Genomic DNA, 13,204 nt, shown 5'->3' with positions numbered 1-13,204 from the left:
ATATATTTTTGCGTCAATTAAGAATTAATCTAAATAAAGTTAATATATATAATATGCGAATTGCTACTCATTACAAGTACATATGGTTGATTTTCTTTCTTTTTATCGGATTTTTCGCCCAGGCACAGGAGAAATATACGATAGAAGGAATAGTAACATCTACTACTGGAGAGCTACTTATTGGAGCAGGTATTCAGGTTTTAGGAACCAATAAATCTACCCTAACAGATGCTGAAGGGAAATTTAAAATTCAAGAGATTGGAGCAGGCGACCATAAGATCAGCGTTCGGTATTTAGGTTATGTTGAATCTGTACAAAAACTAGTATTAGTAGGTACACCAGTCATCAGACAACTCAAATTCAACTTAAAGTCTATTCATAATGACCTTGCAGAAGTTGTAGTGATGGGGCGTACTGCAGTTAAAGAAGTGAATAGGCAAGCCTTTAACGTAACTGCTGTGGATGCAACCAAGTTATATAATACAACAATGGACATTTCCAGCGCCCTGGATCGGGTTGCCGGTGTGCGGGTGAGGGAAACAGGTGGTGTTGGTTCTAGTTTTAATATATCCTTAAATGGTTTTTCTGGTAAGCATATCCGCTACTTTATTGACGGAATTCCAATGGACAACTTTGGTTCTTCTTTTCAAATCAACAACATCCCCATCAATGTCGCCGAGCGTGTAGAAGTATACAAGGGGGTAGTACCGATGTGGTTAGGTTCTGATGCTTTAGGTGGTGCCGTAAATATTGTGACTGGCAACAAGCACAGGAATTATGTGGATGCATCTTACTCATATGGATCGTTCAATACCCACAGAGGGGTGATTAATGCTGCTGCTACCTCAAAATCAGGTTTTACTGTTCAGGTAAGTGCTTTTCAGAATTACTCAGATAATAATTACAAGGTGCAATTGCCGTCAAGACTTACAAATGTACAAGGACCTGAAATTTCATTACCCAGGTTTCATGACGTATACCATAACGAGACTTTGATTGCAAATGTTGGTGTAATCGATAAATCTTTCGCAGATAATTTATTATTCGGAATCACAATGGGACAGAATTATAAAGAAATGCAAACCGGTGCACGTCCAGATGAAGTTTTTGGTGCATTCCACAGGCGTGGAAACATTGTGATGCCATCACTTAAATACAAAAAAACAAATCTGATAAAAGGGATGGATGTTACCATAAATGCTAACTACAACCTTGGATTTGAAAGGAATATAGATACTGCTCGTGCAAGTTACAATTGGTATGGCGTACGTACGCCAAAAGCCGCTTATGGTGAACGTGCGCATACCGACGCTAAATACTATAATCATAATGGTTTGGCAACTGCAATGGTTAGTTACAAGATCAGCGAAAGGCATTCGGTAGCCATCAACAATGTTTTTTCCACCTTTAACCGTGAAACGAAAGATTTATTGATCCCTGCTAATGATAAGCTTGATCCAGCTAAAAAGATGGATAAAAATGTACTCGGCTTTGGCTATAGTTATGATATTGATAATAAATGGAGTGCGAACTTTTTTGGGAAGTACATTTATCAGAACAATATCATCGAAAGCAAAAATCTTAACAACGTTACTGAAAAAATAGGTTATGGATTTGCTATCGCTTATTTTTTCAATCCAAACCTGCAAGTCAGAACTTCCTATGAAATGGCTAACCGGATGCCGGAAGCAACGGAAATATTTGGTGATTTAGAAAATCAAGATCCAAACCCGACATTGAAACCGGAAAAGAGCGATAATTTTAACATAGGAATGGTCTATGGATTTAGCCTCAATAAGGAGCATCGTTTTTCTGTAACGGCCAACGGGATTTACAGGTATTCTAGCGACTTCATTTATAACACAATTAATCTCCTGAGTAAAGCCCAAGGTAAAACCATCTCTAACAACAAAGAGGGAGTAAGTACAATTGGGGTAGATGGGGAAGTAAGATATTCTTATAAAAACTGGTTATCTATTGGTGGGACCATGACTTATCAATATCTGCAAAATTTGCAGAAATATGAAGATGGATATACTTCGGAAAGCGACGTCTATTTAGACCAGATGCCTAACATTCCATATTTGTTTGGGAATCTGGATGCAAGTGTGTCCTTAAGGGACATCGGAAAAAAAGGTAATCACCTGACGGTAGGGTACAACCTACTTTATGTCAATCAATTTTGGTTGTACTGGCCAAGCCTCGGCAGTAGTAATATGGCTGATAAAAACGGAATCCCCACACAACTCGCACATGATGTTAACCTGGTATACAGCATGAAGAACGGTCGTTACAATATTTCATTAGAGGCGAAAAACCTTACGGATAAACCCCTGTACGATAACTTCAGTCTGCAAAAACCTGGTCGCGGGTTCTACTTAAACCTTAGATATTTCTTTAATAAAAATCAACAATAATAAATAACTCAATTAATAATGACTGATATGAAAACAATGATTACCAAGGCACTATCCGTTCTGATGTTCGCCGCTGTTTTATCTTCTTGCAAAAAAAATAATAGAGAGGTTATTCCTGAAAACCCTGGAAACTACATATTGGCAGTTACCCCGGTTGCCCAAACAGGGAAAGCAGATTACCTGGTTACTGCAAGTAGCCTTGAAGAAGGTAAAGTATCCATTATCGGTAATGGTGTGGAGCAAGACGGTACTTACCGTTACTATGTTACCTCTGGTACAAAATTCTTTAGCATGCTTTACGGTCGTGGTAACCCTGGTGCGGTTACGGTTTATGATGTTAAAGAGGGAAAGATCAGTAAATTAAGTGATTTTACTGCGGCAACTGTTCATGCTTTCGCTCCTGTGAATAAGGATATTTTAATGGTAAAAGTACCAAGAGCTTATGCCGCTACTGGACCTACTTTAGCGAACTGGTATATTGTGAGCACAGAAACTAATGTACAAACTTCAGAGGGTACATTGGATGCTGTTGCTGCTTCTCAAAACGGAGAGATTGCTCACTTTAGTTGGATTAAGCAGGTAGGAACCAAAATTTTTGCTCCTTTTTTCAGCATTAAAAACAATAGTTTCGAAACAGACTATCCTGATTTCGCTGGTATCGCAGTTTATTCTTATCCTGCTATGCAATATGAAAAAACAATTAAGGATACCCGTACAAGCTTTATCGGAAGGTACTTTACTGATGGTTTAGCTGTAGTTGAAAATGGGGATACTTATGCCTTTTCTTCTTCTGTAGCACAAAAAGGTGGTGTGCTGACTTCTACTAAACCATCGTCTATTACCCGTATTAAAGCTGGTACAACTGAATTTGACCAGACTTATTTAATGAACTTCGAAACGGCTTCTAACGGATATGTAATTACGAACTGGTTATATGTTGGTCAAAATAAATTCATTGCTAACCTGGAGGTAAAGGCTACAACTGGCGCTTATGTTGATGGTAAGCGCCTGGCTATTGTAGATGTGGTAAACAAGACCGTATCAATGGTAACTGGTTTTCCTGACGCTGCTAGCATCGTAAATGTGACTGTAAATAACTACAGCCCTAAAGATGGAAAAACTGGTTATATGGGTGTAAACCTTACAGATGGCACTACCTGGGTTTACAAAGTGGATGCTTCTACTCACACGGCTACAAGAGGGCTTAAAGTTGAAGGTGGATTGATTACTGCTATTCAGCACGTAAAATAATTCCTTCATCAAAAAATACAATTTATAACACCAAACGAATAAAACAATGATACCGGCAACTAAAAATACCCCAGCAAAAAAGAAGAGCAAGGATTCACTCTTCACCAGAATCAACAAATGGCTCCATCTTTGGTTGGGATTAGCTTCTGGAATCATTGTTTTAATTGTTTGTTTAACAGGTTGTATCTGGGTGTTTAATGAAGAGATTAATGATTTATTAGCGCCGGAAACAAAGATTGAAAAACAGGATAAACCTGTCATTAGCCCGGCACAGTTGTCGGCCATAGTTGCTCGTGATTACCCCGATAAACTGCCAGCTTATGCGAATTATCAGCAAGGTCGTACCATAAATCTGAATTTAAAGAATAAGGTTGAAAAGAAGGAAAAGGGAACGCGTGGTGGCGGAAGAAGAGGTGGGGGGATTACCCTTAAAATTAATCCTTATACGGGTGAGATCGTGAGCAAGGAAGTTCGTAAAAAAGGTGAAACTGACTTCTTTAGGTTTATTTTGAATGGCCATCGTTTTTTATGGATGCCATATGAGATTGGTCGCCCCATTGTAAACTATGGAACAATGGTGTTTGTGGTATTATTGATTACCGGACTGATCTGGTGGTATCCAAAGAAATGGAACAAATCTACCAGCGATAAGAGTTTTAAAATCAAATGGGGGGCTTCTTTTAAGCGTGTAAATCTCGATTTGCATAACGTTTTGGGCTTTTACTCGCTATTGTTTTTATTGGCAATAGCGCTTACCGGAATGGTATATGGCATAAAATGGTATAGTGAAGGGTTGTACTGGGTAACTTCTGGAGGGGAAAAGCTAACCGAATTTAAGCGTATGGAGTCTGATTCCTTGCAAGCCAACAAGTTTTATACGCCAGAGCAGGTTATGGATTTAGCCTGGAATAAAGTAATTACAAAACATCCGAAATCTCAGGGTTTCTATTACAATTTTCCTGATACATCAGCAGCAAAAGCTACGATTAACATTACTGTGTATCCAAACACAGGACAATTTTACAATAGTCAAGGTCATACATTTGATCAGCATACTGGAACAGAACTTAAACGTGAAGATGTATACAGTACAGATTATGCAACCGCAGGATTCTCTACCAAATTGCGCAAAATGAATTTTGATATCCATGTGGGCAGCATTCTAGGATTTCCAGGAAAGGTTTTGGCTTTTCTGGCCTCTTTAATTGGTGCAAGCTTACCGATAACTGGTTTTTTAGTTTGGTACGGCAGGAAGTTTAAAAAGAAGAAGCCTGCGAAGAAAATTGAAAGCAATCCTATCGAAAAAGTAAAGCCACAGGAAGTTCCGCAGAAGACGGTAAAAAGGGTTGAATTGGTAGAGTAAGACTTATATTCTGCCAGGAACTTTTACTATTCTTCGCAAAAAATACCGGTTTAATCTGATTTTAGTGCCAGTTGATCTCAATTAACATTTGTTAACATCATATTTTCTAAAATTCGCTTCATCAACATGACGTTGAGTTTTATAAATATTAACATTTAAACTAATTGCGATGAAAATTTCTACAAAAACCGGCATTAAAAAATTATGTAAGCTTATTATTGGGGCTATTTTCCTTTTTGGACTAACATTAGCATCTTGTTCAAAAGAAACTGAGTCTGTTGCCTATTCTTACCTTAGCATTGCAAATGCATCTCCTACATTAGGTACTTATAATATTTACCTTGATGGTACGAAATACAATACTTCCGGAGCAGTAGCTTTTGGCGGAGTAATAACTTATAGCAGCCTTACCGCAGGCGATCATACTTTAAGTTTTACCACAGAAAGCAGCAGCAATGTATTAACGAGCAAAACCGTAAGTCTGGAAGATAATGAAGCTTATTCTGCATTTTTAATTGATAAAGGAGATAAACAGGAGGTTCTGCTGGTCAAAGATGAAATGACAGTGGCCTCGACAGAAAAGGCCTTTATCAGATTTATCAACTTGTCTCCCGATGCACCCGCGCTGGATTTATCAGTTAGTGACGGGGAAACGTTGATTAGCGATAAGGCATATAAATCGGCAAGTGCTTTTCAGGCAATTGACCCGAAAGTTTATTCATTTGAGCTTAAAGCTAACGGAATTGTTAAGGCGCTACTAGCAGACCAAACCCTTACAGCAGGGAAATATTATACCATAATTTCCAGAGGTCTTATAACGGTTGGCGAGATCGATCAGCCATTTGGAGCCCAGCTAATCACTAATCTATAATCAGATTAGGATGAGAAAAGAAATATGGCTTATAGTGATTACTATCCTAATTACCTATACAGCGAAGGCCCAGCGGCCATTAAAGACTGAAGCTACAATAAATGGATTTTATACCACCTCAATGGATAAGATACTGGATACCATCATGGCGGGTTCTGACATTAAAATTGTCTTTGACAGAAGTATCCTGAGTAAGTATGATGTGGTAGATCGTTTTAATAATGAAAATGTTAAAGATGTAATCTTTCAGTTGTGTAAAACGAATAAGCTATACTATTGGGTTGATGCAGATATGACCGTATACATTATCCGGGTTCCGGAAGACGTAGCGCGTTTAAAGAAAATGCGTCAAAGTATGGCGGCTCCCAATACGAAGTCATTTCAGATTCAAAAATCTGAAGAGCAGATGGTACAAACAACAACAGAGAAACGAAAAAATGAACCCTTTAACATCACAGGGCGTATTATTGATCGTGCTAGTGGAGAATCTCTTCCTTCCGCAATCGTTCGTGTCCAACACTTAGGTATTAGTAGTAGTACCAATGCCGATGGTTATTTTACACTTATAGCTGTTCCCTCTGATACCTGTAAGCTTGATGTAAATTATGTGGGCTATCAGCGTGAAACCTATTACCTTAATAAGGATAATATTAAAAAAGAGTTGATTATTGGTCTTTACCCGGCATTAAAAACACTTAATGAGGTGGTGATTACAGATAAGCGTACTGAGGGCTTAATGAGTACTGATAAGCGAAGGGTTAGTGTGTTACAAATTTCACCTTCAAAACTGGAGGAATTACCGAATATCGGAGAGAAGGACATTCTACGGTCTTTTCAATTGATGCCCGGCATCAGTGCCAGTAACGAATCTTCTTCAGGAGCATATGTGCGTGGTGGTACGCCTGATCAGAACCTGGTTCTCTTTGATGGTTTTACGGTGTACCAGGTTGACCATCTTTATGGTTTTTTTAGTGCTTTTAACAGCAATGCAGTTAAAGATGTCACCATGTATAAGGGTGGTTTTTCTGCGAAATATGGTGGAAGGTTATCCAGCGTAACTGATATTGTAGGCAAGGAAGGCAATAGTAAAGAAACTAATATTGCGGGTGATTTAAGTCTACTGAGTGCAAATGTTTTTGTTGAAAAACCTTTGAATGACAAATCAACATTGTTATTGGCCTATCGGCGTTCTTACCAGGGACCTTTGTATGATAAGATCTTTAATAAATTTAACACGAGTACAGCTACGGCAGGCGGGAGTGGTGCTGCAGGGGGAGCGGGACCTGGTAGGCCTCCAGGTGGTGGTGGAGGTGGTTTTGGCGGAAATGCAGCTTCTGTAAGTACCCCATCATCTTATTTCTACGATTTGAATGCAAAATATACTTATGCGCCTGATCAGAAAAACAGATTTTCCTGGAGTATTTATCAGGGAAATGACAACCTGGATAACAGTAGAAGTTTGACGCTTCCATCTGCAATAAACAGTGGCAGGGATATAACCATGTCAGATAAAACTACGTATGGTAACCTTGGATCCAGTTTTAAATGGTCCAGTAAATGGAGCTCCAAATTGTACTCAAATACATTGCTCAGTTACTCAACTTACCATAGTGACAGAGACAATAGTTCCAAAGTGACTGTTCAGGATGAGGATGGTAATGATGAGGAAATTAGTACAGGTACTTTTGAAAAGAATAAACTAAAGGATTTTAGTTTAAAGTCAGATTGGGAATACCAGATGGGGGCAAAGGTTAAAGTTTTGTTTGGGGGCTTTGCATCGCGGCAACATGTTACCTACGAAAGCAGCCAAAGTGATACCAGTAAGCTGATTGACCAAAACACTTCAGCAATAACCTCTGGGGCCTACGGAGAACTCGAAAGTGATCTGACCGATAAAATTCAGGTAAAAGGAGGATTGAGAAGTACGCTATATGATCAGACAGGTAAACTATATTTTGAACCTCGTTTTTCGGCCACTTATACTTTAACTGATAAATTAACTTTAAAAGCATCAACAGGCAAGTTTTATCAATTTACCAATAGGGTACTCAGAGAAGATATTCTTTCCGGAAGCCGTGATTTCTGGGTACTGTCAAATGGTACCTCTATACCTGTAAGTTCGGCGAACCATTACATAGCGGGCTTGAGTTATGAAACAGGTCAGTTTTTAGTTGATATTGAAGGATATTATAAACAACTGGACAACTTATCCGAATATTCACAAAGACTGACTGGCAGCCGAAGACCGGGCCAGAATGTTACGCTTGAAGAGCATTTTTACAACGGTAGCGGTTATGCCAAAGGCCTCGAATTTATGCTTCAGAAAACAAGGGGAAAGTATACGGGATGGATCAGTTATACCTTAGCCAACGCAACCAATAATTTTGATGCTTACGGTGGTGAATTTCCTGCAAGCCAGGATACACGCCATGAGTTTAAGTCTGTAAATCTATATCATTACGGTAAATGGACTTTCTCTGCAACCTGGATCTTTGCGACAGGAAAACCTTATACAGCACCATTAAGTAGCTATACGGTTGATGATTATAGTGGTAATAGTCGTACTTTTTTAACCATCAGTGGAAAGAATGCTTTGCGTATGCCGGATTATCATAGGCTGGACGCCTCAATTACCTATGACCTGATTAAAGTAGATAGTCGTAAGACCGGCAGTATTGGATTCTCCTTATTCAATATTTACAACCGATCTAATGTATGGTATAAACAATACAATATTGTAAATAATCAGGTAGTTACCTCCAATGTAAATTATTTAGGTCTTACTCCAAACATTACACTTAGCTTAAAATGGAAATAATAAAATATATTAAATGTAGCACTGTCGTTCTTATAATGGCATTTAGCGGTCTGCTAGCTTGTAAAAAGGAAGATGCAGCAATTGCAGATTATGCTCGTCCTGTAGTGCAGGCTTACCTTAGTCCCGGAGTTCCTTTACTGGTGAAAGTATATTATCAGAAATACCTGGATGATACGATTTCTTATGGCTTCCCCATTAAAGATTTAGAACTCAAAGTATCTGATGGGACAAATACAGTAGCGCTTACTGAAAGCACAGATGGGGTATATGAATATGCTGATGCAGGGTTTGTAAAAGATAAAGGAACCTATTCTTTAAGTTTTAGCTATCTGGACAAGACAATCAGTGCGCAGACGACCATGCCAGACAAACCGATAGGCTTTACGGTGTCGGCCAGTAGCCAGAAAGTACCCGTATTTTCTTTCGGTACAGAGCCGGAGGCATTTGTGCCGGTTACCTTTAAATGGAATAACAACGACGGAGGTTATTATATGATGATGATGAAAAACATAGATACTTATCCAACGCGGATTAATACCCGTGATACCAGGCCATATGCTGATTCGGAAGCGATTCTAGGTCAGGTGTCTACCTATCAAACTCAGCAGATGATGTTTAATTTTTCGGGAAACTATAAGGTGCTGCTCTTTCGGATCAATAAGGAATATAGTGATGCATTGAATAGTGGTGGTGGGACTTCTCTAAACCTAACTAATCCATATACAAATGTTCAGAACGGTTTAGGTATTTTTACTGCTATGCAGGCGGATACGCTGGATTTGTTGGTCTATCAATAAATTATTATTTTACATTTGAGCAGTTTAATGGAAAAATCAAGATACAAACGTTTACTGAATGCTTTAGTTCCATTATTGTTGTGGTTGGTTGTACTGAGTCTGCCATTTTTCTCGAGGGTAGTAAATTTACCTCCCGAGATGCGAAATGGTTTTCTAAAAAGTCAGCTTGTTACAAACAGCCTTTTAGTGGTTGTATTTTATGTTCATACTTATCTCATCTATCCGGTAAGAGAAAAGAAATATGGAACATTGATTTATCTAGGATTATTACTGGGGTGTTTAGGTCTGTTTATTGTGGCTAATAACCTTTTAATGCCAGAAATGCCCAGGTTTGCCAGACCTAATTTTCCACCGCCAAGAATGATGCCACATGGAAGAATGGGACATGGGTTCATGCCTGGACCACCAATTGCTTTATTACCTTTTGCTTTTGTGATTATGGTTAGTTTTTGCTATAGGCTATATACGGATAAACAGGATCGTGACAGGCTGATCGAAGAGCGGGAACGGATTCACTTGAAAACAGAGTTGGAGTTTTTATCTTCACAGATCAGTCCGCATTTTATGTTTAACTTGTTGAATACATTGGTTTCTATGGCCAGGAAGAAGTCGGAATTACTTGAACCTTCACTGATCAGGCTATCCCAATTGATGCGCTACATGCTGTATGATAACAATGCCCCTCAGATCAGTTTGGCTAATGAGGTTGCCTATCTGAAGAATTATATTAATCTGCAATTGCTCCGTTTTGGTGACGATGTGAAAATTAATCTCTATCTATCCGGTGCTTTTGAACGTTATACAATTGCTCCAATGCTGTTGATCCCATTTGTAGAAAATGCATTCAAGCATGGTATAGGTACACTTGAAGATCCAATTATTGATGTTTTGCTTTCTATTCCGGAAGATAAAGATGAGTTACATTTGATGGTTGTAAATGGTATTGCTCCGCAAGGTATCTCTGCTCAGGAAAGTTCATCAGGTATAGGTTTAGCTAATGTTCGCCGAAGATTGGAACTGCTTTATCCCAATCACTATTCATTTACCATTGTACAAACGGAAGATACTTTTACCGTTAAACTTCAAATAGATTTATAGCATGAATTGTATATTGATAGATGACGAGCGTCCTGCCTTGGATTTGTTGGAAGATAACATTAAACAAATTCCTTATTTGAATATTGTTGCTTCTTGTCGTAAGCCTATGGCGGCGCTGGAGATATTAAAAACACAAAAAGTTGATTTGATGTTTTTAGATATACAGATGCCTGGTATAAATGGCCTGGATTTGTTACGTTCTATAAGTAATCCGCCGATGGTTATACTGGTAACTGCCTATGGTGAACATGCCCTGGATGGTTTTAACCTGGATGTGGTAGATTATCTGGTAAAACCTGTTCCTTTTTCCAGACTTTTAAAGGCTGTACAGAAAGCCCATGATTTATTTCAGCTGAGACAACCTACAGGCAGATTATCTGTTCAGGAAAATGATCACTTTTTCGTAAATGCCAACTACTCATTGGTTAAGATCAGAATACAGGACATCATGTTTATTGAGGGCATGAAGGATTATGTCCGCATAAATGTTGAAGGAGGTAAGCCTGTAATTACCAGGATGGGCCTGAGAAATATAGAGGAACGCTTAGGAACAGAACGTTTTATGCGTGTGCATAAATCATACATTATTGCACTTGATAAGATAGAATCCGTACAAAAGTTGCAGCTGGTGGTAGCGGGAATAGAAATTCCGATAGGGGAAGCCTATCGGAATTCTTTGCAAACTTATATAGCCGACAAAAACTTGTAGGCTAGTTTTTAGATATTTTACTTAGCGTAAGGGAAATTCTTGACTGGCTTTTTAGCAACGCGTTCTATCGTGTCCATAGTCGAAAACACATCGAAGTCGCGGTCATTTGTGTAAAATCTCCACAGCAAATTTCCAGTTGTGCTGTCATTTAAGAGCACTGTTAAAGTCGCGGAACCTGTAACGTTTGCAGGTGCTGCCAGAGCTGATGGTCTTTCTGTAGGACCAGGGTTTGTGCGATCTGGCCTTGCATTAAAATGTTCCAGCTCGTAATTTTCAGAAACTACAGCGTCAACGCCCAGCGCTTTTGCAATTTCATCTTTGCTGAAGCTTTTAAGACTATCTATCATTCCAGCTCTTTTTAGTAGCAAATTAGTTTTCTCCAGGTCTTGAAAACCGATAGCGCTTTTCATTTCACGCTCTAGCAAAAAGGTATAGAGGGCGGATTGTACTTTGTAGGCCAATTCATTCTCTTTATCTCTGTTAGCCTCATAGTCAAAATATCTGGGTTGGGCCTTGTAGGTAATTTTTACATCAGCAGGTAAAATTGCTATCAGTTTGTGCTGACTACTCAGCTGTTTGAAATTAGGGTTAGTGTAAGGTTTCTGCGCGTAGCACAAAGTGCCAAAAGCCGTAGCTATGGCTAATAGAAGTAGTCTTTTCATGATGTAAATGTTTCATTAGTGTGTAAACCAATGATAGAGAAAAAAAATGATTTACTGTGTAATAATTAGCATACACAGCTTTTTTATTTGCAGTTTTTAAGCACTGTGGATACCTCTTCAGCTGTATACATACCCTGCTTATTACCAAATGAATTAGTGATGTAAACCATTACCTGGGCGATATCTATATCATACAACTCTGGAAAGGCGGGCATGGAGCCTTCATATTTTTGTCCGCTCACAGTGATGGTGTCTTTTATACCATTTTTAATAAAGCAGGCTAAGTTTTGCTTGTTTTCTTTTAAGAAAATGGTGTCTGTAAGCGGAGGGGTTAAGGCACCAAGACCTTCGCCTTTGGCACCGTGGCAATTTTGACAATGCTTAATGTAAAGGTCTCTGCCATTCACATAGTAAACATCTTGTTTAATCTGTCCGGCATCCTGACAAGAATAGATGATGGTAGCTAACATAAATAGAAACAACGTACCAATCAGGAACCTGCGCATAGCTTATTTTTTATCTTCTGACAATAAAACTGGGATGTCTTTCATCAATTGAGCAACTTGTTTAGCATCTGTACCATCGTAAGCACCGCGGATGCGTTTTTGCTTATCGATCAATACCAACCAACCTTGGTGTATATAACCCTCTTTTGCTGTGCTATCTTCAATAACGGCTACCAGGTAATCTTTTTCAGCAATTTTATAAACGCTGTCTTTGCTACCATGCACAAATTGCCATCTGCCATCATCTACGCCTAGTTTCTGCGCATATTTTTTCAGTACAGAGGGAGTGTCATATTTAAAGTCGATGGTATGCGAAAGGTACATTACTTCTGGATTGTCTTTGTATTTCTCAAATATTTCCTTCATGTTTCTATGCATAGTAGGGCATATGGTGCTGCATGAAGTGAAAAAGAAGTCGGCAATGTAAATCTTATCTTTAAACTTATCGTTCGTAATGGCTACTGAATCCTGATTTAAAAAGCTAAATGCAGGTATCGTTTTATACACCGTATCTGTACCAGTAGAGCCATCAGGTTTTGTAACTGTTTCTACTGATCTCGGGCCTAATATGGGTAACTTTTTCTCGCCCTGACAAGAGCTGAATAATACAATGGCGGCGAATAAAGATAGCGGGATAGAAAATTGTAGCTTCATAAGAATAATGATAATTGAAGAAGGGCAAATGTAATTAAAATGAAATTAACCCTACCGT

General features: G+C 38.7%; 11 protein-coding genes. 8 read left to right on the top strand and 3 right to left on the bottom strand.

Annotated elements, in window-relative coordinates; translation table 11 throughout:
- Window positions 1-53 precede the first annotated feature (53 nt).
- From EZ444_RS09660 to EZ444_RS09625, 8 genes are all read left to right on the top strand, one after another.
- Complete coding sequence (locus EZ444_RS09660; protein ID WP_131608525.1) at window positions 54-2,417, top strand: TonB-dependent receptor; 2,364 nt, start codon at window positions 54-56, stop codon at window positions 2,415-2,417.
- A 27-nt stretch (window positions 2,418-2,444) separates the two neighbouring features.
- Window positions 2,445-3,668: a DUF4374 domain-containing protein gene (locus EZ444_RS09655; protein WP_131608524.1), complete on the top strand. Its 1,224-nt coding sequence runs from the start codon at window positions 2,445-2,447 to the stop codon at window positions 3,666-3,668.
- Between the two features lie 46 nt (window positions 3,669-3,714).
- Complete coding sequence (locus EZ444_RS09650) at window positions 3,715-5,031, top strand: PepSY-associated TM helix domain-containing protein (protein ID WP_131608523.1); 1,317 nt, start codon at window positions 3,715-3,717, stop codon at window positions 5,029-5,031.
- A 169-nt stretch (window positions 5,032-5,200) separates the two neighbouring features.
- The gene (locus tag EZ444_RS09645) at window positions 5,201-5,902 is read left to right on the top strand and encodes a DUF4397 domain-containing protein (RefSeq protein WP_131608522.1); all 702 of its coding nucleotides are present in this window, start codon (window positions 5,201-5,203) and stop codon (window positions 5,900-5,902) included.
- Between the two features lie 10 nt (window positions 5,903-5,912).
- Complete coding sequence (locus tag EZ444_RS09640) at window positions 5,913-8,720, top strand: TonB-dependent receptor (protein ID WP_131608521.1); 2,808 nt, start codon at window positions 5,913-5,915, stop codon at window positions 8,718-8,720.
- Complete coding sequence (locus EZ444_RS09635) at window positions 8,711-9,517, top strand: DUF4249 family protein (protein ID WP_131608520.1); 807 nt, start codon at window positions 8,711-8,713, stop codon at window positions 9,515-9,517. Before EZ444_RS09640 ends, EZ444_RS09635 begins: the two co-directional genes overlap by 10 nt.
- A 27-nt stretch (window positions 9,518-9,544) precedes the next feature.
- On the top strand, window positions 9,545-10,615 hold the full coding sequence (locus EZ444_RS09630; protein WP_131608519.1) for a sensor histidine kinase: 1,071 nt from the start codon (window positions 9,545-9,547) through the stop codon (window positions 10,613-10,615).
- A 1-nt stretch (window position 10,616) separates the two neighbouring features.
- Window positions 10,617-11,324 carry a LytR/AlgR family response regulator transcription factor gene (locus EZ444_RS09625; RefSeq protein WP_131608518.1) on the top strand — a complete coding sequence of 236 codons (708 nt, stop codon included), beginning with the start codon at window positions 10,617-10,619 and terminating at the stop codon, window positions 11,322-11,324.
- Window positions 11,325-11,341: 17 nt separating this feature from the next.
- Here EZ444_RS09625 and EZ444_RS09620 read toward each other — a convergent pair whose 3' ends face one another.
- The 3 genes from EZ444_RS09620 to EZ444_RS09610 form a co-directional block, all read right to left on the bottom strand.
- A complete protein-coding gene (locus tag EZ444_RS09620; protein WP_131608517.1) occupies window positions 11,342-11,986 on the bottom strand; it encodes a hypothetical protein in 645 nt (214 codons plus the stop codon).
- A gap of 83 nt (window positions 11,987-12,069) precedes the next feature.
- The gene (locus EZ444_RS09615; RefSeq protein WP_131608516.1) at window positions 12,070-12,492 is read right to left on the bottom strand and encodes a c-type cytochrome; all 423 of its coding nucleotides are present in this window, start codon (window positions 12,490-12,492) and stop codon (window positions 12,070-12,072) included.
- A 3-nt stretch (window positions 12,493-12,495) separates the two neighbouring features.
- Entirely contained in the window at window positions 12,496-13,146 is a 651-nt protein-coding gene (locus EZ444_RS09610; RefSeq protein WP_131608515.1) for an SCO family protein, read from the bottom strand.
- Window positions 13,147-13,204: the final 58 nt, after the last annotated feature.

Source organism: Pedobacter hiemivivus, from assembly GCF_004331685.1.
Classification (GTDB): Bacteria; Bacteroidota; Bacteroidia; order Sphingobacteriales; family Sphingobacteriaceae; genus Pedobacter; species Pedobacter hiemivivus.
The sequence above is the reverse complement of the archived record's forward strand: the minus strand, read 5'-3'. Positions and strand labels throughout refer to the sequence as shown.